The sequence below is a fragment of the Pseudomonas sp. IT-P44 genome, from assembly GCF_949768225.1.
Classification (GTDB): Bacteria; Pseudomonadota; Gammaproteobacteria; order Pseudomonadales; family Pseudomonadaceae; genus Aquipseudomonas; species Aquipseudomonas migulae.
Genome location: NZ_CATKQM010000014.1, coordinates 1 through 21540, shown reverse-complemented (window position 1 = coordinate 21540; position 21540 = coordinate 1). Strand labels below are relative to the sequence as shown.

Annotated in this window: 14 protein-coding genes; 5 read left to right on the top strand and 9 right to left on the bottom strand. The window is 56.6% G+C overall.

Annotated features, from left to right (window positions below; translation table 11 throughout):
• Window positions 1-260 precede the first annotated feature (260 nt).
• Window positions 261-1241, top strand: coding sequence for an integrase domain-containing protein (locus tag ACM6IO_RS09105; RefSeq protein ID WP_414868163.1), 981 nt, complete (start codon window positions 261-263; stop codon window positions 1239-1241).
• A gap of 351 nt (window positions 1242-1592) precedes the next feature.
• Here ACM6IO_RS09105 and ACM6IO_RS09100 read toward each other — a convergent pair whose 3' ends face one another.
• The 3 genes from ACM6IO_RS09100 to ACM6IO_RS09090 form a co-directional block, all read right to left on the bottom strand.
• On the bottom strand, window positions 1593-2498 hold the full coding sequence (locus ACM6IO_RS09100) for an Eco29kI family restriction endonuclease (RefSeq protein WP_414911316.1): 906 nt from the start codon (window positions 2496-2498) through the stop codon (window positions 1593-1595).
• Between the two features lie 20 nt (window positions 2499-2518).
• Window positions 2519-3733 carry a DNA cytosine methyltransferase gene (locus ACM6IO_RS09095; RefSeq protein WP_414911315.1) on the bottom strand — a complete coding sequence of 405 codons (1215 nt, stop codon included), beginning with the start codon at window positions 3731-3733 and terminating at the stop codon, window positions 2519-2521.
• Between the two features lie 429 nt (window positions 3734-4162).
• Window positions 4163-4594 carry a very short patch repair endonuclease gene (locus tag ACM6IO_RS09090; protein ID WP_414868160.1) on the bottom strand — a complete coding sequence of 144 codons (432 nt, stop codon included), beginning with the start codon at window positions 4592-4594 and terminating at the stop codon, window positions 4163-4165.
• Window positions 4595-4989: 395 nt separating this feature from the next.
• Here ACM6IO_RS09090 and ACM6IO_RS09085 point away from each other — a divergent pair, with 395 nt between their 5' ends.
• From ACM6IO_RS09085 to ACM6IO_RS09070, 4 genes are read left to right on the top strand one after another with little or no spacing between them, the layout of a single operon-like run.
• On the top strand, window positions 4990-7335 hold the full coding sequence (locus ACM6IO_RS09085) for an ATP-binding protein (RefSeq protein WP_414868159.1): 2346 nt from the start codon (window positions 4990-4992) through the stop codon (window positions 7333-7335).
• Window positions 7332-9008, top strand: a complete 1677-nt coding sequence (locus ACM6IO_RS09080; protein WP_414868158.1) for a DEAD/DEAH box helicase family protein — start codon at window positions 7332-7334, stop codon at window positions 9006-9008. Before ACM6IO_RS09085 ends, ACM6IO_RS09080 begins: the two co-directional genes overlap by 4 nt.
• Window positions 9005-9535, top strand: coding sequence for a hypothetical protein (locus ACM6IO_RS09075; RefSeq protein ID WP_123394583.1), 531 nt, complete (start codon window positions 9005-9007; stop codon window positions 9533-9535). Before ACM6IO_RS09080 ends, ACM6IO_RS09075 begins: the two co-directional genes overlap by 4 nt.
• Window positions 9536-9537: 2 nt before the next feature.
• On the top strand, window positions 9538-10653 hold the full coding sequence (locus ACM6IO_RS09070; protein WP_414911314.1) for a PIN-like domain-containing protein: 1116 nt from the start codon (window positions 9538-9540) through the stop codon (window positions 10651-10653).
• A gap of 210 nt (window positions 10654-10863) precedes the next feature.
• On the opposite strand, the gene ACM6IO_RS09065 is transcribed toward ACM6IO_RS09070, so the two are convergent.
• The 6 genes from ACM6IO_RS09065 to ACM6IO_RS09040 are packed head-to-tail and all read right to left on the bottom strand — an operon-like array spanning window position 10864 to window position 21041.
• Window positions 10864-11679: a YfaP family protein gene (locus tag ACM6IO_RS09065; protein WP_414911313.1), complete on the bottom strand. Its 816-nt coding sequence runs from the start codon at window positions 11677-11679 to the stop codon at window positions 10864-10866.
• Between the two features lie 3 nt (window positions 11680-11682).
• On the bottom strand, window positions 11683-13302 hold the full coding sequence (locus tag ACM6IO_RS09060; protein WP_414911312.1) for a DUF2300 domain-containing protein: 1620 nt from the start codon (window positions 13300-13302) through the stop codon (window positions 11683-11685).
• A 1-nt stretch (window position 13303) separates the two neighbouring features.
• Complete coding sequence (locus ACM6IO_RS09055) at window positions 13304-17869, bottom strand: alpha-2-macroglobulin family protein (protein ID WP_414911311.1); 4566 nt, start codon at window positions 17867-17869, stop codon at window positions 13304-13306.
• Entirely contained in the window at window positions 17866-18516 is a 651-nt protein-coding gene (locus ACM6IO_RS09050; protein ID WP_008035794.1) for a DUF1175 domain-containing protein, read from the bottom strand. The genes ACM6IO_RS09055 and ACM6IO_RS09050 overlap by 4 nt, the downstream gene beginning before the upstream one ends.
• Complete coding sequence (locus ACM6IO_RS09045; protein ID WP_414911310.1) at window positions 18501-20213, bottom strand: DUF2138 domain-containing protein; 1713 nt, start codon at window positions 20211-20213, stop codon at window positions 18501-18503. Before ACM6IO_RS09045 ends, ACM6IO_RS09050 begins: the two co-directional genes overlap by 16 nt.
• A 36-nt stretch (window positions 20214-20249) precedes the next feature.
• Window positions 20250-21041: a YfaP family protein gene (locus tag ACM6IO_RS09040; protein ID WP_008042997.1), complete on the bottom strand. Its 792-nt coding sequence runs from the start codon at window positions 21039-21041 to the stop codon at window positions 20250-20252.
• Between the last annotated feature and the right edge of the window lie 499 nt (window positions 21042-21540).

Here is a 21540-nt window from a genome sequence, read left to right as displayed (position 1 = left end):
CACTGTCGCCACTTTGTCGCCACGCTCCACGCCAGGTACCACGGGGCTTGTCGCCACTGTCGCCGCTGTCGCCAAAAACCAAGGGGACAGCTCACACATCAGTGATCTGATTGAGTGCCTACACCAGGAAGGTGCCGAGTTGTTCTGCCTGGACAACCGGCTGTGTTTTCGTCCCAGTGACTGGGGCCAACTTCCCCCCGTGAACGGCCAGTGGCGCGAGCTATTGGCTTACCTACGCCAACAGGCGAAGGAGCTCCAGGATGGCCCTGGTCGGCAGGCGTGACGGTCGCAACTTTGGTTATGGTCGCCAACTGAGCTACGCCGGTCCGCAGGCGCTCAAGGATCTGTTCGGCGGCGGCCATTTCGCCACGGTCAAAGCCCACAGTGATCGTTGGCTGGCGTTCGTTAAATGGTGCCGGTCCGAGCAAGGTCCTGGCTACAACGATGCGCGGCAGATCGATCGGCAGACGCTACTCAACTATGCCCAGTACTTGCGCCAGCAAATCGACCACGGCGACCTCCAAATCGCCACCGCGCAAAACCGGTTGTCCAGCGTCAACCGAACGCTGGCGGCGTTGCGCGGTGATCAGTATGTAAAAGTCCTGAACCCGAGCCAGACGTTAGGGCGGCAGCGCTCGACGATCCGCACTGTCGCGCCACAAGGGCAGGATCGACAGCACATTGAGCGCATCACTCAGGCACTTGGCGAACAGGGGCAACACCGAATCTGCGCCATCGTACTCCTAGCACGTGAAACCGGTATGCGACTGCGTGAAGCGATCCTAGCCGACCTGCCCAGATTGCAACTTGAGGCGGAAAGGCTCAATCGGATCAATATTCAGGATGGGACTAAAGGCGGTCGATCAGGGGCATCAGCTCCAAGGTGGATAGCCGCGACAGCCCAAGTCCGAACTGCGCTGCATATCGCGCAAAACGTCTCACCACGTAGTAGCCGCAACCTGTTAGCTCACAACGAAAGCTACCAACAGTTCATCCAACAAGTCGTTTGCCCTGCCCGGGAAATTCTGCATAGCCATGGGCTAAAGGGCTTTCACGAACTACGGGCCGCCTATGCGTGCGAACGCTACGGTGAAATCACCGGCCACCCAGCGCCTGTAAACGGTAGTGACGGTTATCGACTAGATAGTGGACTTGATCAAGCCGCTCGCCAGCAGATCAGCATTGAGCTTGGCCACAATCGAATTGATGTGGTGTCTGCGTATATCGGGGGCAGAAAATGACCAAGCCTTTCGACATGGAGCTATTTTTAAGGGGGGTTCTCACAGGCTCAAATGCCACCCGGCAGCGCCACATCAGGCAAGCACAGACGGTGCAGACCTCCATCCTGCGGCGTTGGCAACTCGATAACCCATGGAGATGGCAATACAAGCATATAACTTGGTTTTTGGATAGCCATATTAAATCACGTTCTTCAGCCACTCGATATTACTACATCCTAACTATCCTTTTGATATCCAAAAGAATGAGAAAGGATGAATTCTGGACACTGAAATTAAGAAGACGTTTTTTAATATTTAACACCCCCTACGCAGCTAAAACATATCCCGTGACAGACAATAAAAGCTTAACGCCTATACCGAAGTAGATCCCACTGACTCTTCAATAACTATGTCTTTTTTCGTTGCCGTATAGAACCTATCGCTATCGACTTGCTTCATATCAACCATAAATCTATCAAAAATTTCGTGTATATCTTTGTATGGCTTATTAACTTCCAGATGAGCAGCTATTTGCTCAACAATCTGTTCATACGGTTTTTGATCGATGACCGTAGACTCAGCCCAAGTTCGACCTGGATGTAAGGTATCCCAAGGAGAGCGCTTATTTGCACGAGTATCGGAACTATCACCGTGCTTTCCCAAACCAAAACAAACTTTGGTTTCCGCGTTCCAAATAGGTCTAAAAAAATTAATTAAATAATTCTCCGCAGATGTTTGGAAACCACTCTGCACGATCAAAAATCTACACTCAAAGTCGCTAATATTAAGCGTCGAGTCCACCTTACGAATATTTCTAGCGTGCTCTCTTAGCCTAGCGGAAAGCTTCGTGCCCTGACCAACAGCATCTTTAGCTGACGCTTCATCGGGAGCAGCTTGCCCAATATAAATGGGGTGATCTGTATTCGACAATAACCTGTAAGGGACAAAATCACCTCGGTAGTAAATTGCATAAACTCCAGCCCCATAAAAATCTGGAATTTCAGACAACGGATGCCTAGGTTGCGCCACAAGAGTCAACGCGACTACTCGACCTGCCGTATTGGGGGCTGAAGGGTCGAAAATAGACGTCGGCCGGAGTATAGGATCAAGCTCTTCGGCCGCAGCAGAGAGCCTCCGAGTGATCTCATCTAATGTCAAACGAGCACGTTTGGTTCTTCGCACATCATCGCCTGCTTCAGCAGCAGCGACACGATCCGCTAACGTGTGTAACTCTAAGAGTAAAGCATCAAGTTCCGATACCGACTTCCTAACTGCCATTCCGCAAAGTTCCCTTTATTTCATCGCAGCATCTCACAGACGCTCTCAGCTACATGCTGTGCAAGCCTTACAGGAACAGCATTCCCTAGCTGCCGCATAACTTCTCCCCATGTGCCATCGAAAATGAAATTATCCGGAAAAGTCTGAATGCGAGCGCATTCTCGAACAGTAAAATAACGCACCGAGCCGTCAGGGCGGCGCAACATGTTTTCTCCACCTGGAACACCATGATCGCCCGCTTTCAATGCTTTTGCTGGCTCATCCAACGGGCTTCCTGTATGGCCTGGGTAGCTTCTTGCCCCAGGCTGAAATCGGTGTGCCTGTATCAATGGGGAACTTTTTTTCTCAGGATCGGGCAGGTCAGCAATGGCGTCTCGAACCGTCTGCCAAGGTTGGGGGAGCGTTGTCGCATCGACCTCCTGCAGCGCTGCAAGTTTTTTTTCCATTTTTGCTGGGCGTTCAGGTCGATGACGCTTTGCCACCTTATGCTTATCCCAGTACTCACCTGTTACCCATTGCTCACGCAATAGTGCATCCGCACTATGCGTTTCAATCGGAAACGTCCACGGCCGATGTACATCGGCACGAAAACCTACAATGAAAACGCGCTCACGTTTTTGTGGAACGCCATAATTTGCTGCATTCACCAAGCGAGCCACGACGTGATACTCACTTTTCCGGCCCTTGGTTTTATGCTTTTCTAATCGAGCTAAATGCTCAAGCCATTCTTCGCCAATCTTGGCTTCAAAGCTCGGGTACTCAAGCTGAAGCAGGATGTAGTTAAAATAGTTGTAGAAGGAGGCTCGCGTAAGCCCTCGCACATTTTCAAACACAAAAGCCCGCGGCCTTACTTCCCGCACAGCCCGCACTGCCTGGGGGAACATATCGCGATCATCTAAAAAACCGCGATGCTTTCCTCCCATTGAAAATGGCTGACATGGAGGGCCACCCGTAATCATATCGAGGCCTTCAAACCCTCCAAAGCTAAAGTTCCGAACGTCGCCTTCGGTCACATCTGGCCAATGAGCGATTGGCTCTACACCATGTCGTTTGTTGGTGCGCAACGTTTCGCAAGCGTGCTTACTCCACTCAACGACCGCTTTATGGCCAACGCCGCTTAGGGAAAAACCAAGCCCGAGACCACCTGCTCCCGCGAACAGCTCGATTGACTGCAGCCCATTAGAGACTGCCCCCTCGCAATGCGCAGGAGCACGTGGGAAAATAGTTGTGGCCATTATTCACCTCTTAACCAGGTGGCGTGGTTGACGGTGTCTCGGTGGCTGCCGAGACACCGTCACTTTTGAAAATAGGGGGGAGATTCTACACACATGTGGACCGTGTTTAACGGAACAAACTAGCATTCCATGCATCTGGCATCGCGGCCCCCAATTAACTGTATATAAACACAGCTAAAACTTTGTGAAAAGGCTTCTCCGACCAGCACGCCGTTTCGCTCATACAGTCCTCACCTTTGCCACCCCTCCTTTCTCAATTTTCAACGAATCGCTTCGCGTGCAATCCCCTTTGGGTGATTCGCTTTAGTGAGGAGAAACACAGCTCAGCAGGTTCCAGAGGTTCAGCGGACTACCAGAGGGCTCGCAGCGGTCCTTACCGGCTTATGAGATCCTATAAAAGAGAAAAGAACTCTCACCAAGAGGTACGATTTATTTTAATCGAGCCGTAGATACGTCTCCAAGAAACGATAACAAGAGCTGCTCCAGCTTATTCAAGTCCTTTAGACCACACTCCCAGATCACCAGTGAGTCCCATCCCGCGTCCTGGAGCCGTCTAAGGTTGACCTCGTCGCGCGCCTTGTTACTCTCGAGTTTCGTCTGCCAAAATTCCTGATTCGACTTGGGGATTCTCGCGAGGGCGCACCCTTGATGACGGTGCCAGAAACAGCCATGCACGAAGATAACTTTACGCTTTCGGGAAAAAACCAGATCCGGCTTACCGGGCAGTTTCGCGTCGTGCAGTCGATAGCGAAATCCCGCAGCGTGCAAAAGGCGCCGAACCACCATCTCGGGGTGAGTGTTCTTACCCTTGACCAAAGACATTACGTGGCTGCGTTCACTAGCGCTGATGGTATCTACCATGGCTTTCATCCTTTAATCACTGCGTCTGCAACCAAGACCGTACTCCATGGTTCGCCTTCCTATTCCTTGGCTTTCTAGCTAGAGTTGAATTTCTCGAAGTTCGCCTAAAAGGATTGCTATTGGATGGCACTACCTCAACCGCCGAAAGGCCTGGTTTCTCGCCAAAATGTCAGAATCGACGCCGGGCTTATGGCGTTCTGGACTCAAGGCCAGCGAACTCTGAGATCCAAATGCACAGAACTCGCCATGATTGACAAATTGGACAATCGTAAAGGCTTGGTAGTGCTAGTCCTGGCCTCATTTTTTGAAGTTGCTGATCGCTCAGGTACGTTCCTCAAACCGTCGAACGCAGTTAGTGGTACGTCTCGGCCGAGGCCAGGCACCAAGGTGGGAAAATGACTCAGGAATTAGATCTCACCCCTGCTCCGCGGGTGCTTCAGATGCTCGGCGAAATCAACCTCGAGCAGTGGCGTTGCCTAGCGGAATTAATCGACAACTCGATCGACGGCTTTATCGATTCGGCACGAGCCGGTGGCCCCATTGAGCAACCCGAAATCGCGGTTAGTATCCCTACCGCCGATACTGAGAACGCGCGTGTTTCCGTTAAGGATAACGGCCCGGGGATGTCTCTGGGGGTGCTTGAAAATGCCCTTCGAGCTGGTTGGTCGGGTAATGATCCTCTATCGAAACTCGGCCTTTTCGGCATGGGCTTTAATATTGCAACGGCACGGCTTGGTCTTGTCACGGAAGTTTGGACAAGCCGCAGAGGTGATCCAGAGCAGGTTGGCGTCCGCATTGACCTCGAAGAACTTCGGTCTTCAGGCAATTATAGGGTACCCCGCCAAACTAGACCCAAGGCGAACCATGAAGACCACGGCACGGAGATCATCATTACCCGGTTGAAGTCCGAGCAACGGACTTTTCTCGCTCGTGCGAATAATCGAACTGCCATCAAAAAACATTTAGCGAAAGCATACTCCTCGCTCCTCTCAAGTTCGGAGGCGGGCGCTATACGATTGACGCTAGGCGGCGCAAGGATTACTCCACTTCGTCCATGCGTCTGGGACGAGAGCCGATCAGTGGAGCTACCTGACGGCACAGTGGTAAGCGCATTGGAACGCTTCGACGTCGCGCTGGCGCCGCGGCGATATTGCGAGCATTGCATGCGCACGTTAACGAGCGAGCAAGAACAATGCCCCACTGGCAGCTTGAACTGCAAAATTATCGAGACGCCACGCAAGGTCAGGGGCTGGGTAGGCATCCAACGATACTTAGACAAGACAGACTTTGGTGTCGACTTCATCAGGAATGGTCGAAAGATCGAGATCGGAAATAAGGATCTCTTCACTTGGAGTGATGGAGAGACTGACGAGATTGAGTATCCAATTGACGACCCCAGGAGTCGCGGTCGCTTCATTGGGGAAATCCATCTTGATCATTGCCAAGTAAGTTATACAAAGAACCGCTTTGAGCGCGACGACCCGGCATGGAACGAGATGGTTCGCGTGATCCGCGGTGAGGGGCCCTTACGGCCTAATACCGCACGCCAGAAGGGGTTCGATGGAAATCGAAGCCCACTTTATAAGTTATTTCAAGCGTTCCGCCGGACAAGTCCTCAGGGCAAAAATGGACTTTGGTCTCGAGTGATGGTGGTCCAAGACAATGATCGAGCCCAACAAATGGCTAGTTCATTTGCCAATGCAGACCCCGATTATCTAACAGATGAAAGGTGGTGGCAGCTAGTCGAAGAACAGGATGCAAAAATTTTAGGCGATGTATCTGGCGCGGGTGATGGCATCGCTATTCCCGAAGGTTTTCTCGGAGGAGTTTCAACCCCAGAGAGCTCTGGCGTTAATGAAGAAGCGAGCGCTGGGGCCAGCGAGCCGTTGTTGCTGGCGACTCCCCAGGTAACGCCCCCACCAGCGCGCCGACCGATTTTTGAGCTTACCCGCAAATACATTCATCCTACATTCCGTGCGGAGTTCGAAATAGAGGCATTCTCTGTAGACCCCACAGATCCGCAATTGCCTGTGGGGCAACCTTGGACTGTCCGTTTGGAGGACGTCGCTACACGCACCTATTCTTACCTAGTCGATTTAACACACGAGGTATTTCGGTCTTCGACAATGACCCCGCTAGACGCTCTTCTTGTCGATATCACATATCGAACGATCGAGTTTCTCCGAGGCCATAGCCAGGATGCGACAGTAGCTGGTGTTCTCGCCGAATTTCGTGCGGAGTATTGTGGAGATACGCGATTAGATGAACAGGAGATCATCGCCGTTGCGGGCAGTATTCTGAACGACATCTGCCGCGCCGCAGCCAGCCTTGTAGGTGAGAGTATGGCCAGAACAATATATGAGGAGCTGTCGGTGCGCGAGAAGGAAGGGATCGCTCGTCGAATGGCTGGGCGAGGCGTCGCCGATCCACGAGCGCTGATCGAAAGTGGTAGATATTGGGAGTATGCCGACGGCAGCACCGTCCGGAAGTTGTTTGTTAGGCATCCTGACATTTTTCTCGATGGTAAGTATTGGGAAGATGCCTATGCAGTACTCGACTTTGGTGCAGCGGACGTTACGAACGATGCGCGGTCTTCAACAGTCGCACGCTATGACGCATATCTCGGAGACGCCATCTGGCTCGCAGATCAGACGCCCGCAGACCTCGCACTAGCATCGCGCGATGCCGTAATTCGTGCGACCTGCTCGCTTCGCCTTCTAAGGCCGGATGCAGTGATGTGAGCACAGAGCCATTTCTTGACGCACAGCGTCTATTAAGAGGACCGTGGCAAGCTTTCGAGCGTGACGTAGCTCGGTTGCTTGTGTGTAACGGCTTTGAGGACGTTCGACTGATCGGCGGTTCCGGCGATGCAGGCGCCGATGTTCTGGGTGTTAAAAATGGCGAACTATGGGTAATCCAATGCAAGTTCACCTCCAATGGATACCCATCAGCCACCGCAGTTGATCAAGTCGGCGATGCAGCCCGCTACTATCAGGCCGATCGAATTTATGTTGCGACAAGTCGTCGGGTCGGCCCAGCCATGCTGGCGTCAGTTCAACGATGGAGTGCGCTTGGGGTAATGATTGGAGTGCTGGAGCCAGCAACCCTTTTGGAGATGGCGCGCCGAAGCCCGGAATATCCACCCTGTAGACGTGAACTTCGTGACTATCAACTCGAAGCCGTTGATAAGTTCGTCGGATGTCTGCGCGAAACCGGCCGTGCCCAGGTAGTGCTGGCGACAGGGCTTGGGAAGACAGTCGTATTGGCTGAAAGCATAGCTCAGCTATTTCGTGATGAAGCCATACCTGGAGGGCGGGCATTAGTACTCGCAGGCACAAGAGAATTGGTCGATCAACTGCAAAGGGCATTTTGGGATCAACTTCCAAAATGGATCCCCACACATAGAATGATCGGTGGGGAATCCCCATCAGAATGGGATGGGATTACCTTCGCGACCGTACAAAGTGCTGTGTCACGATTGGAGGACTTGCCAGAATTTGGCCTCGTGCTCATTGATGAGGCGCACCACGTCGGTTCAGACAGTTTCCGCCGAGTAACCGATAAAATGGCAGAGGCAATGATCGGAGGAGTTACCGCGACGCCGTGGCGCGGCGATGGTTATGATATCGACCACTTGCTTGGCCCTCCGGTTGTTCGAGTTGGCATCGCGGAGGGGCTCCAAAGAGGCTTCCTTTGTGAGGCGGACTATCGGTTGCTTGCAGATAACATTGATTGGTCATTCGTGCGATCGCAGTCTCGCAATCGATACTCGCTCACCCAATTAAATAAACTTCTGTTGTTACCAACTCGCGATGAAGAGGCGGCGCGCGCAATTCGCGACACCTTCGATAAAGAGCTTCGACGCTCGGCGATAATTTTCTGCTCCTCTGTGACACACGCGAAAAGTTTCGCGGCAATGTTGAGACTATTCGGCTTTCGCTCCGAGCCGATCACAGGTGACATGGCGCCTCGCGAACGCGACCGAACAATGGCTGCATTTCGCAAGGGCTCCTTAGATGTTGTCACAACCCGCGATTTATTCAACGAGGGCGTCGATGTCCCCGATGTCGATATGATCGTTTTCATGCGCGTCACACACAGTCGACGGATATTTGTACAACAACTGGGCCGAGGGCTGCGTATTAGCCCCAGAAAAAAGAAAGTTGTCGTTCTCGACTTCGTTAGCGATTTACGCCGCATTGCCGAGGTTATCGAATTGGAGAGGGCCGCTCGAGGAGACATCGAGAGGCTACGTCTACCGGGCGTCGTCCAGTTTCGCGACGAGGGCGCAGGCACCTTTATGTTGGATTGGATGAAGGATCAGGCTGATCTTTTTACTCGCGAGGGAGATCCGACACTCGAGCTCCCCGCGTTCGATTTTCCGGCGCCTCACAATAGAGGGGGAACTCAATGACGGCAATTCCAACCGCAATACGTGACGCGCTTAGGGAAAAACTCTGGGAACAGTGTGATGACCTCGGATGGATGTCGCTCCAAGACACAGAGCGTGCACGCTACTACGAGCTTTGGACGCGAGATGCCTCTATTGGTGGGCAACTGGCACATGTAATGGATGCAAGGAAAGTTCGAGTCTACATTAAGGACTCCTTAGTGAAACCTTACGTTCGAGACCGGTTATCACTGAGCGAAACCGAAGTCTGGCGAATGCTTGGCTTGACCCATCTCGACCTCGTAGCTCAGGTTTTTATCAAACCACACGGTCGAAGACTTGAGGATGGCCGTGTCATCGGGTGGGGCCGCAGTCGCGACTGGAAGTCAATTTTAATGACGATTTTCGAGCGCGGTCGCGCGCAGAAATCCTTTTCTTCATTCGGAATCGTTTTACTTGAGAGTGGTAAAACCGAGAGTGAGCGTACCCGCGATCTCGTTAGAGAGGCTGCCGAACGGCTCGGCATCAATAAGTTGGTCTGGCTAGAATGAATATGAAGGATAAATACTCCGGCTGGTACGTGAAGTCAGCTGCGGAGGTGGTGGCGTTATGGGATAACGCAATCTTTGTTGCCGACGCAAACGTTTTGTTGCATTGCCTACGCCATCCCGCTGCAGTGCGTAATGAGCTTCTACGACTATTTGACGCACTCAAGGCATCACTATGGATTCCATATCAGGTTGGGCTAGAGTTTCATCGCAATCGCTTGGATGTCGAACTTGGTGCTCAGGACGCCTATGAAACATTAATTAGGGACCTAGATGCGGTCCTTGAGAAAGCACGCGAGAGACTGCGACAGCTACGCGCGCATCCGACTATCAGCGTGCCCAAAGAGCTTGCCGCATTGGATATATTCGCAGCGGACTTTCGTGGGCGCATGATTGCTGCGCAAACAGCACACCCTTCGGAGGAAATCGCTGAGGCTGTTTCTAGACTTACACAATTGTTGGATGGTCGCATTGGTGATAAGTGGACGCGTGAACAGCTTAACGCGTTGAAGAAAGAAGGCGAGGATCGCTACGCAAAAAAAATCCCACCGGGCTATAAGGACGCCAAGAAGGATGCGGGGGAGTTTGATAAGTTTGGCGACCTCATCATCTGGAAAGAAATGATAGCGAAAGCTAAAGTGGATAACCGTCCGATAGTTTTTATCACAGATGATGTTAAGGAGGATTGGTGGTGGATTCACAAAGGAAGAAAACTCGGTCCTAGACCAGAACTGGTAGAGGAATTCAAAGCTGAAAGTGGGCAAGATTTCCATATCTATGAATTTAGTCAATTTCTTCGATTTGCAGCCGAACGCTTTGCGGAGATGAAGGCTAATGTTGGTCAGGTAGAAGAGAGTCTTCTCGCTGACGAGAAAGCTCGGCAACGACAAAGCGATGCTGCGGAAGCCATTGGGAATGAGATAAAGATCCGGCGACTGGAAGACGAGCGAGATGAAATAATTGCGCTACTGTCCGGGGTACCTGGCACCTCAACGATGACTGTGGCCACAGACCGTGCCGGCCTCCGCACACGCTTGAAAGAGCTCGATGACTTGATTGCGATAAGTTTGAACAAACCTGGTGAGAACGCCGATAGCGAACCTCCCGCTGACGATCGCTGAAACTAATTCAGTTGGCGTATCACAGCCAACTCCAAACGACAAAAAAGCCGGCCGAATGCCGGACAAGATCGCCCAAAAAGTGGGGGAACAGATGGGGGAACGCAACGCTATTCTGAAACACTAATTTATTGTTTTTCAAGCACCTGCATCGATAAAAAGCTAACCACAAGCCGGCTTTTTAATGCCTGAAAGAAAGTACGCAATGCCCAATCACGGATAACTAAACCCCTTAACCAACGTCAACTCCCCCACCGCCCGCATCGGCACCAGAAAAGTCTCCATCTTCTCGTTCGGCGTCCCCTCCTCCGTAATCACGGTCACCTGCGCCGTCGTCAACGGCTGAACCGCATCCTCCTGCCCGTCTTCATCACTCCGATACCCGCCCCCGAAGTAGTTCACGTAAACGAGATACTGCCCCTTGATCGGCGCCGGCATGGCGAAGATTTCCGGCCCATAACCCGTCGTCACGTCCACATCCAGCGCAGCGCCATTGGGCGCAACACGATCGCCATACCAGATGTGCGCGCCATCAGGCGTGATGAGGTGCAAGTCCAGATCCGTGCCGTCGCTGTCCCAGGCCAGCAACACCCGCAATTTCGCGGGTGTCGCGCCGCCACTGGCGTTGAGGAACTGCGTGCGATGGCGTTGTTGGCCATCGGGGCTGCGAACTTCGACGCTGTTGCTGCCGTTGGGGAAGGAGAATGGTCGGTCAAAGCGGCCAGCGGGATCGATCTTCAGCGGCATGCTGACGCCGTTGACGATCAACCGGCCCGGTTCAGTGGACTTGGGTGTGGCTTTGATCTGGCCGGTGATGCGTGCGGTGTTGGCTTGGCCCACCGGCGTGTTCACCGAGGAGGCCGGGTAGTTGACGGTCTGGCGGAAGTTTTCGCCTTCGCCCTCGGCCGCGCCTGTGCGCCAGCCGCCGACGGGGGTGTCGAGTTTGACGGCGCTTTCAGCCGCAAAAACCGTCGGCAATACGCAAACAGTACAAAGGAACAGGAAGACCTGTGGATAACGGAGTTTCATGGCCTATTCCAGCAAGAGGTGGCGGGCGAGCCCTTCGATGTAGGTTTCATCCTGGCCGTTGGGGTGTGCTTCGAAGGCCAGGTGCAGGTATTCGTGGGTCAGGTCGAGGCGGTCTTGCAGCGACAGCACGCCGCGCACGTAAATGCGCTGACGCTCGCGGTCCACAAAAGGACGGCCGAAAGCCAGGCGGCAGACGGCGAAGGTGCTGACTTCGTTGTAGCCGGTTTCGTTTTCGAGGCGTTGGCGCCAGCCGCGTCGTTGGGTTTGCAGCCAGTCTTGGGCGGCGGGCAGTGCTTCGCAGGAGGCGACGGGGTTGTCCCAGCGGCTGAGGCTGGCGCGCGGGTAGGCGTGCAGCAGGATGGCGTCGTAGCGTTGGCCGGCGTTGGCTTGTTCGACGGCGTGTTGCCAGGAGAGTTTGTCCGGGCCGGGTTGGTCGGAGTGATAGGTGACGGTGCTGCCGGCGAGTACCAGGTCACTGGTCCATGCGGCGATGTTGCGTGATTCGGCGGTGGCCGGGCGTGGGGCGACGCGTTGGCGGCTGCTGCTGTCGTCGATGCTCAGGCAGTCGCCGTTGCGGGTGGCGTTTTGCAGCAGGTAGGTTCTTATCGCGATGGCCAGTGCTTTAGCTGCTTCAGCAGGTTCGGCTTTGGCTTCTCGTTGCAGGACGCGAGCGACATATTCTTCGCGGTCCAGACGGGCGATCAATTTATCGCCCACCAAAAACAGTTCTCCGTCGCTATGGATATCGAGTTGGTTGCCATTAGAAAACTCGACGCGAAAATCGCCCTGCAATGGTCCGGAAGAAACAACACGATCCCCCGCCAGAACCCGCCCGATCGGATAACGAGAAAACAGACCGACTTCGACGCAGCGCCCCGCATCCAGAGGCCATTCAACCGGCAGCACCGAAGCCAACGCCTCACCATAATTGCGCAGCACCATTTGACTGGTCCCGCGTCCACCCGCCCAGATCGGCGCGCCATCCGCCAACCAACCGGCAAACCCACCTTGGCGCGACGATGGATCCTGGTCGCCCAACCAGCTCCAGGTTTTCACCCGCAACCGACCACCGAGTTCGCCCACGACATTGCCGTCGGCGGTATTCAACACCACATCCAGCAACACTCGCCGTGCCTGATCCTGCGCGGGCATCACGGCCAGCACTTTAAGCAATTCAGCCACCGACACTCGCGTGGATGGCTGCAATGAAGGCAAGTCCAGCAACCACTCCGGTGCCTGCCGTGCCTGCCAATACGTGCGCCAATCCGCGCCAGCAATGCCCAATCGCGCAGGCTCAAAGTACAAGCCACACGACTTCACCAGCGCCTGATCGCGCTCGATCTTGCCGCCTGCGGTGCAGCAATAGACTTCTTCTTTCGACTGCCCGCGACACTCATACGCAGGCTCACGGGCGTCGGTATCCACCAGCCAGCCGTACACAAACAACTTCCACAGACTGCCCAATGGCGTTTGCAAATCCGAAGGCAACGGTTCGCGAGCAATCACCTGAGTCCGGCTCAGCGACAGCAATTCACCCTTGAAGCCCAGACGCAGCGGCTCGTCCTGCGCCGTCGCCAGCGCAGGGATCAAACACAGCAGCCACCAGAACCAACGCCGGGTCATGTCAGTTGACCGTGACCTGGCCAAGCGCCGGTTTCTGTTCCTGAGCCTGATGCTGCGGCGCGTAGACCTGAGTGAAACGCACCGGCGGCAGGTTGAACTGGCCCTTCTGCGAGAAGCGCACTAAATGGCGCAAACGCAATTCGCCGCTCAAGGCATCCACCGGAATTGCGTAAGCCATCTGGCCCGGCTCAAAGCGCGCCTTCTCCAGCGCCGTCGGTTCGGTGCCCGCCTTGCCCATCAACTTGATGCCCCACGTGGTGCGCTCGACATCCGCGCCCGGTGGCAGCGGCACTTCGATCATGCCGTAGCGCAGCGGTTTCGCGGCTTTGCTGGTGATGATCACTTCGTCCAGATACAGGCTGTCGCTGGACAACGGCTTGGTGCTCACCGCTTCCAGTTTGAAGGTGAAGGCTTCGTCACCCGGCACCAGACGCGACAAGCGACGGGTGATGGTCACCGCCATCGGATCAACCGGCGGTTGTTTGGTCTGGAAACTCAACGCGGCACGCAACGGGCGCTCTTGCGTCCCGCTCAGCGATAGCACTGCCGGCACCGACGAAGCGCCCTGCCACGTCCAATACATCTCACCGGTATCACCGTATTTTTTCTTCCAGCCTTCACCCGGTGCCAGTGCGATGGTGGGCGAAGCCTGCTCGATGCTGCGTTGCAACCAGGTCAGCGCCAATGCGCGTTCCAGGGTCGATTGCTGTGGCAACAAACGTTGCAACAACGCTTGCGCATGAGCCTGATCGAAGCTTTGCAGCGACAGGTTCAAGGCTTCGGCAAACGGCTGCGAACTGACGGCCAGACGCTGTTGCGCATCCGCCAGTTGCCGATTGAAAGCATCCGGCAAAGTGACCTTCGACTGCTTCGCCAAAGAAGCGGTCAACGCACGCGCCGCCGCCAGGCCCAACGCCGAATCCGGATCGCTCATGACAATGCTGTCTTCGCCATCCTCCATCAGCGTCGCGGCATTGCCCTCGCCCGCTTTCGCCAGATCATCCATCAAACCACTGAGCAACGTGTTGACCGGCAATTGCATCTGTTTGGCGAACGACAGGATCAACGCACGCTGCAACAGCGGTGTGTTTTTCGCCTGCTTCGAATACACCTCCAGCACCCGCTGCCAATGCTCCGGCGGCAGGCTCAGTTCCAGCGCTTTGCTGGCGTGCCAGTCGGCGTAATAGGCGTACGCGGTGAGGAACGCGTCCGGCTCACCGTCCATGCCCCACCAGGTGAAACTCGCCGACGGCCCGGCCATTTGCACCAGGCGCAGACGGCTATTTTGCATGATCAGGCGCAAGCGATCGCGGATCTGCGGGTTCGCCGACAAGGTCGGGTAGGCAATGCTCAACGGCAACAAACGACTGGCCGTCTGCTCGACGCCGCCGTACGGATAGCTGAGCAAATCATCCAGTGCCGAACGGAACAGCGCTTGCGGGCTGTCATCCAGACGCAGGCGAATGTCCGTCGCATCTGCCGGCAAGGTCAGCGGCGTATCACCGCTGGCCACATCCAGGCTTTGACTCTGCGTAACGAGCCAACCTTCGCCGGTCGCGGTCAGACGCACGGCCAGGGTGTCAGCGGTTTTGCCGTCCTGCACCAGCTCGGCGGTCCACTCGCCACTGGCCAAGTCGAACGCCGGCAGCGCGATGTAATTGATGCCGTTGTTCAGCGTCACCGGCACCCGTTGTTCGGCGCCGGCGAAATGAATCACCAGCTCAGCCTTGACCGGTTTTTCCGCCTGGCTGAAGGCGAACACGCCGAGATCCGGTTTGTCGCCAGTGCGGAATTTGGTCGGGCCGCTCCACTTCAGGTACAGCGGCTTTTCCGAGCGCAGGAATTGCTTTTTCTGCCCGACCTGACCGTCATCGGCGATGGCACGCGCAGTGATGCGCCAGCGGGTCAGCGAGTCCGGCATTTTGAAGGTGAAGCGGGTTTTGCCGTTGGCGTCGGTGATCAATTCCGGCTGCCACGCGGCAGTGTCGACGTCTTCACGACGCGGCCGCTCCAGCACTTTCACACCACGCTCGCTGCGATTGGCTTTGCCCGGCGCACCAGGGCTGCCCGGCAACGCGACGTCGTAGCTGATGAACGACAGACTGGCGCTGGTGCGCACGTTGTTGCGGCGCGGGTGATAGAAGAACTGGTCGATGGTCGGCGCCACTTCCGGTTGCAGCGCGTAGACCATTTCGTCGACAACGCTGACCGTCAGGTGCGCCGGAATCGGCTTGCCCGCGAACTGAGTGGTCAGGTCAACGGACACCGTATCGCCCGGCTGATACACCTCTTTATCGGTGACGATGGCGACGTCGATTTGCGGCGCAACCACCTTGATGCCGGCGTTCTGGAAGCTGTACTGGCCACCCTTGGTGTAGAGCACGGAGAAGGTCAGGTTCGGCGCGAAATTATCCTTCACCGGAATGCGCGCGCGGTATTGGGTGTCGCTGAGTTTTTCCATTTTCAGCCAGTCGCCGCCCTTCGACATCAACGCCGTGGCCTCGACCTTGTCGCGTTCCAGCGACAGCAAGGCATCGCTGACAGGCTCGGGGAAAGTGATCAGCGCGAGGGCTTCGTCGCCCGCCTTGTACTCGGGTTTATCGAGGACGATTTCCACGGTGCCGGGCACGGCTTTGACGCCATCGCCAGTGACCGAATGCCCCGTGGCACCGACCACGCGACCATGGTCATCCTTCAACGTCAGGTTGTAAGTCCCCGGACGTTCGAAGGCCAAGGTGAAGCCTTTATCGCTTGCCGCCAGTTTGCCTTCGCCCGTGGTCTGATCTTCCAGACGCACCCAGCTGTAGCCGCTCGGCGTGACCGCTTTGCTCTGCTCGCTGCCACCTTCGTTGGCGTAGCTGAACGCAACCTTGTCGCCCACCGCACTGAAGCGCTGCGGCGCGTTCAAGCGGAAACTCGCGGCGCCACGGTCGATGAGGATTTCCTTGGTGGTCTTGACCCGATACGCCGCGCCATCGCTGGCGAAAACGGTGAGCATGTAACGGCTAGGTTTTTCGGCGGCGGGCAGGTCGAGGGTCGCGTTGCCCTTGGAGTCGGTGGTCAGTTCGGTGCTGGTCAGCTCCACCGGGAATTGCCCGAGGTATTGCAGCTCGTTATCGACCATCGACAGTTGCTGGGCACGCAGGCTCAGGCTCAACTTGGCATTCGCGACGGGTTTGCCGTCCGGGTACAACAGCACGAGACTGCCTTTCACCGGTTCGCCGGTGCGGTAATCCTGCTTGGCCAGGTTCAGCGAAATCTCGAAGTGCGGCTTGATGTATTCAGCCACTCGGAAGGCACTGCTGTAGGCCTGATCCTTGTAGCTGAAGCGCAGTTCATAACCGCCCGCGACCGCGTTGTCCGGCAGCTGGAAACGACCTTGTGTGCCGGCCTTGGAATCGAGTTTCAACGCCAGCGTTTGCAGCGCGGTGCCGGTGGCATCGAGCACCGTGACATTCACATCCGCCGCCGTCGGCAATACAGAGTCACGGGCGTTCTTGAACTCGCGACCGACGATTTTCAGCGACACCCAATCCCCCGGCCGATACAGCGGCCGGTCCGTAAACGCATAGAGTTTGGTGTCGTAGATTTCGCTGTCGTAATAGAAGTTCTCGGAGACAAACACCCCGCCCTCTTCGTCCTCGCCGATCACGAACGAACGCTCCGGGCTGACGTGCTTCAGGCGCAGCAAACCATCGGCATCGGTGGCGCCACTGCTCATCACGCCAAGGCCATCGGTCCACAACACATTAACCTTCGGCACCGAACTGCCTTCGTGTTTACGTGCGGCCCAGACCAGCAGTTCATCACCGGCAATCTTGCTCACGGCCACGGTGTTGGAAACAAAGACCATGGTGGTCGCACGGTACTTGCCGATCAGCGCTTCCACCAGGTACAGGCCCGGCTTCAGGTTGCCCAACGGGACGTACACATTGCCCGGCGCGACAGTGACGAACTCGCTGGACGAACCGGCGAGGTTCACGCCCTCAGGCGGCTGGATCGGTTTGGCTTGCCACAGTGGATAACGGAACTGGCTCACCACCGGCAGGCCCGGGATCAGAGCGAATTGCGGCTGCGCGTCGTAAGGCGTTGGCGCGGCGATGGCAGTGCCCATCTTCAGTTCCGGCACTTCCTCGGTGACTTGTTTACGCGACTCGTAGGAAAACGCCCGCTGCATCACGCGACGGGATTTGCGGTACCAGTTGTCCCACAGGTACGCGAGGGTATTCGACAGGCCTTCACCCTTGAACTGACCGTCGCTGACCACGCGGTGCAGGTTCTTCTGGCGCTTGAGGAAATCCAGCGGTTTGTCGATGCGGTACACACGAATGTCCGCACCGCCGTAAGGCTCCATGCGGAAACGACGATAGTCACGGCCCGGTGCTTCGAGGCGCACCATCGCCTGTTCGTCGCTGGCAAAACTGCTGTCCGCCAGCAGGAAAAAGCTTTCACCGGCCACCGGCGTGTAGCCGCTCGGTTCGACGGTGTCTTCGGCATTCACTGCCGAAAAAGGCAGGACCAATACCAACAGTAGAGACAGAAAACGCAGCATGCGGGCACCGGTCATTGGGAGAGAAAGTTCAGTCGATAGACGCCGATGAAGTTGGGGTTGGCTGCGTCGGGTATCCATCGGGTGTCCTTCCATGTCATGAGTTGCTGCAGGCTCGCGGAACGCATGCCGTTGTCAGTGGGGGTGGTGGTGCCGGTGTGATAGGCGATGTAGCGGCCCATCCAGATCATCAGGTGCTGGTCGTCGCCCTGATCGAAAAACATCAGGTCGCCGGGCCGGGCTTGCGCCAGGTCGCGGCCCACCAGATGGCTGTTGAACTGAATCAGTTTGATCGCGTTGACGTACGGCCCGACCTTGCCGCCGCCCTGCTGCCATTGCTGGGCGAGACCGCGTTGCGCCTCGCTCAATTGCAGCTCAGGCGGCAGGTAGCGGTTGGACAGGCCATTGCTGCGCAGCCATTTGTCGTCATGAACTTTCAGCGCTTCGTTGGCGGCAAAACGCACCAGCCCCGCGCAGTCCTGCTGATACCAGCGCGGGCTCGGGCCCTGGGTCAGTTGTTCCTGGGCGATGCGCACGAACCAGGCGCGGAATACCTGGGATTGCTGCACGTCGAGCGGCGCGGCGTCACTGGCAAATACCCGACTGCCCAGCAACATCGCCAGCAGGCCGAGGCCTCGGATAAGTGCGGTCACAGCGCTTTCCATTCCAGCGGCAGCCATTGCCAATGGCCGTCGGGCTCGCTGCCTTCCGGCAACGTCAGCGCGTATTTGCCGTAGCCGCCGAGCTTGCGCAGTTTCGGGATCAGGTAAGTTTGCGCGGCGTTGTAGAACACCGGCTCCATGTCCTGCGGCAGGCTGTCGAGGGTTTCCTGTTGCATCAGCTGCGCCATGGAATCCGGGCCGAAGTAGACCGGCATCAACAGGTCTTTCGGCACTACGTCGGCCATCGGCGGGAAGCGTTTGTCGAGGGTGCCGAGGGCTTTGTCCACGAGCTTGTCGTCGAGGGAGAACAGCAGCGTCGAACCGTGGCGCGCCAGGCTCACGCGCATGAACGCCTTGCCGGTGATCGCGTTCGGGTCCTCGGCGTCCTTGGCTTTGTAAGGGCCGAAATTGGAACTGACCTGACGCTGCCACTGGTGGTTTTCACCTTCCTGCTTCTCGACCACCGGGAACGCGTGTTCTTCGACGTTGCCTTCGTAGGCGCCGACCATCGAGCTGAACAAGTTACCCAGGTCGCCGTCGAGTTTGGCGCTGTCGTCGTCATTCAGACTGGCCACCAGCAGCGGCGTGTACAGCCGCGAATCGGCGTACCAGCACAGGCCGGCGGCACCGGCCATGTGCTCGGTCAGCGCCTGGGCCACGGTTTCTTCGGCGCCGAGTTTCACCAGCAGCGGTTTCTGTTGTTCGGCGGCGAGCGGCAAGGCCACGCAAGCGCTGGCGCCCATCGGCATGGCTTGCCAGATCGGTTTGAAATCGAAGTCCGGCTGGTTTTCCAGTTCGTCCATGGCGAGGAAGCTGTGCCAGCCCTTATCGTCCATGTCGAAACGCAGGCCGGCGAAGTTCGGGATGAACCGCTGGTAACCCATGGCCAGCACGCTGGAATTGACCGACAGGCGCTGTTTCACTTCCGGCGCGCGCAGTGGCAGGCCGAAGGCTTCGGGGAAGAGTTTCTGACCGCCTAGCAATGCTTCCAGCGATTGAATCGAAACCATCCCAGGCTCATCGATCGGGCCATTGCTGTTGTCGTACAGTTTCGAAGGATTGGACAGCACCACCAGCTTGTCGCCATGAGAGGCAAACAGCAGCGCCTTGCTGTTGTTGTAGGTGAGCTGAAACAGCGGCACCGTATCGCCGGCGACTTTGATGTCACCAAGTTGCGTCAGCTGCGAATCATCCAGCGCCACTTTGGCCAGCGGCTCCAGCACCTTGGCCAGACCACCGCGATCCATCACCAACAAAAAGTCCTTCAGGCGACCATCCGCCCCGCGCCACAACGCGACATCCGCCGGCTGATCGAAAAGCTGCTCGATCAGGCTGTCCTGCAACTTCAGGTCATGTTCGTAGATGATCCGCCGCAGACTGCCGATCAAGCCGAGGCGATCGGCATGGGCTTCGTAATAGAAGACGAAATCTTCGGTCAGGGTTTCCTTGAGGAACGGCACCGCCAGCAAGTCCTTGGGCAATTGGCTCAAGGAGCGGGTTTCAAGCAGACCGTCCGGGCGGCTCATGCCCAGTTTGTCGCTGGCCAATTGCGCCGCCGGCGCCTTGGGTTTGTGCATGAACCAGCCAAGTCCGGCCGCCACGCCAGCCACCAGGATCAGCCCGCCCAACAGCAACGGCCAGCGCCGGGAAGGTTTGGCAGCAGGTGCGTCAGCAGCCGGGGTAACAGTGTTATCGCTCATGTTCACAACGCCCAGTTCATCCGTGGTGCGGGATGCTTAATAGTTGAAAGTCTTGACCAGCAGCAGGTCACCGATCGCGCGCAGGGGCACGATGAAGGTCTCGCGCTTTTCGTCGACGGTGTTTTCGTTCAGCACCAGGTTGATCTGCGAGGTGATCACCTCGTTCTGGTTGCTGGTCTCATCGAAGTTATAGCCGCCGCTGCCGAAGTTGCCCCAATAGTTCACGTAAACCAGATAGGTGCCATGCAGCGGCGCGGTCATGGTGAACATTTCCGGGCCGGGGCCGTCGACGCCGTCCGGGTCGAGGCCGCCGCCGTTGCTCATCGCCGGGCGAGCCCAGAACGCATGCTGGCCGTCGGGGGTAATGATGTGCAGGTCGAGTTCGGCTTTCGGATCGTCCCAACCCAGCACCACGCGAATCCGCGCCGGGGTACGCAGGTTGTTGGCTTCATAGAATTGGACGCGCTTTAGGGACTGGCCTTCGACGCTGCGCACTTCGACGCTGTTGGAGCCTGCGCCAAACGCATACGGCCGGGCGAAACGCCCTTGGTCGTCGGTGTACAGGTTCAGAGGATTGCCGTTGACCGCCAGCGTGTGTGGCCCGCGCTGAGTGCCGATGGCCTTGAGCTGGCCTTCGATCATCGTGCGATTGCGCTGTACGCCCCGGTCGATGGGCGGCGTTGGGTAGGCGACTTGCGGGTTTTCGCTGCGATCGAGCAGGCCGTTGTAGCGCCAGCCGCCCACCGGTTCCGACAGCTCGGCTGTCGGTTCGGCACAGGCTGCGGTCGCGCAGACCCACCCCATCAGCAATAGAAGAAATGAACGCATGTGATGCCTCCTGCCATGCATAACGAAACCTTGCGCCTGATCCTCGGCGCGTTACAGATCCAAATACTGCGTTTCGTCAGAAAGACCCGTGACTATTGGGTCGTAGAAGGCGCGAAGGTTAGCCATTTGGCGGGTTTTTAACAATCGGATACATCTTGAATTGCGGGGGGGATCACGATGATTGTTGGGTGTGAGCCGAATGATCCTCGTCACTGCAGTAGGGCTGTTACCTGAGAAAGCAGTCCTGCGGATGTATCCGGCACCTTTGTGGGAGCGGGCTTGCTCGCGAAGGCTGTGTGTCTGGTGACGAGTTTTTTGATGGTGTACATATCCGTTTTTGCGGTAACGGCTTCTATTGGTTCCGCCCTTACGGCGGGTTACTTGGAAAAGCGCCAAGTAACCAAGCGCCCGCGCCCCTGACGTACGGTGCCTCGCTAATGCTCGGCATACCCTCGCTCCGGCCCTGCTCCGTGGGCCCGCCGCCATCGGCCATCCATGG

Excerpts from the sequence above, each read along its gene's own strand:
- ACM6IO_RS09105 (WP_414868163.1), top strand. The coding sequence starts at position 261 with ATGGCCCTGGTCGGCAGGCGTGACGGTCGCAACTTTGGTTATGGTCGC.
- ACM6IO_RS09100 (WP_414911316.1), bottom strand. The coding sequence starts at position 2,498 with ATGGCAGTTAGGAAGTCGGTATCGGAACTTGATGCTTTACTCTTAGAG.
- ACM6IO_RS09095 (WP_414911315.1), bottom strand. The coding sequence starts at position 3,733 with ATGGCCACAACTATTTTCCCACGTGCTCCTGCGCATTGCGAGGGGGCA.
- ACM6IO_RS09090 (WP_414868160.1), bottom strand. The coding sequence starts at position 4,594 with ATGGTAGATACCATCAGCGCTAGTGAACGCAGCCACGTAATGTCTTTG.
- ACM6IO_RS09085 (WP_414868159.1), top strand. The coding sequence starts at position 4,990 with ATGACTCAGGAATTAGATCTCACCCCTGCTCCGCGGGTGCTTCAGATG.
- ACM6IO_RS09075 (WP_123394583.1), top strand. The coding sequence starts at position 9,005 with ATGACGGCAATTCCAACCGCAATACGTGACGCGCTTAGGGAAAAACTC.
- ACM6IO_RS09070 (WP_414911314.1), top strand. The coding sequence starts at position 9,538 with ATGAAGGATAAATACTCCGGCTGGTACGTGAAGTCAGCTGCGGAGGTG.
- ACM6IO_RS09065 (WP_414911313.1), bottom strand. The coding sequence starts at position 11,679 with ATGAAACTCCGTTATCCACAGGTCTTCCTGTTCCTTTGTACTGTTTGC.
- ACM6IO_RS09060 (WP_414911312.1), bottom strand. The coding sequence starts at position 13,302 with ATGACCCGGCGTTGGTTCTGGTGGCTGCTGTGTTTGATCCCTGCGCTG.
- ACM6IO_RS09055 (WP_414911311.1), bottom strand. The coding sequence starts at position 17,869 with ATGACCGGTGCCCGCATGCTGCGTTTTCTGTCTCTACTGTTGGTATTG.
- ACM6IO_RS09050 (WP_008035794.1), bottom strand. The coding sequence starts at position 18,516 with ATGGAAAGCGCTGTGACCGCACTTATCCGAGGCCTCGGCCTGCTGGCG.
- ACM6IO_RS09045 (WP_414911310.1), bottom strand. The coding sequence starts at position 20,213 with ATGAGCGATAACACTGTTACCCCGGCTGCTGACGCACCTGCTGCCAAA.
- ACM6IO_RS09040 (WP_008042997.1), bottom strand. The coding sequence starts at position 21,041 with ATGCGTTCATTTCTTCTATTGCTGATGGGGTGGGTCTGCGCGACCGCA.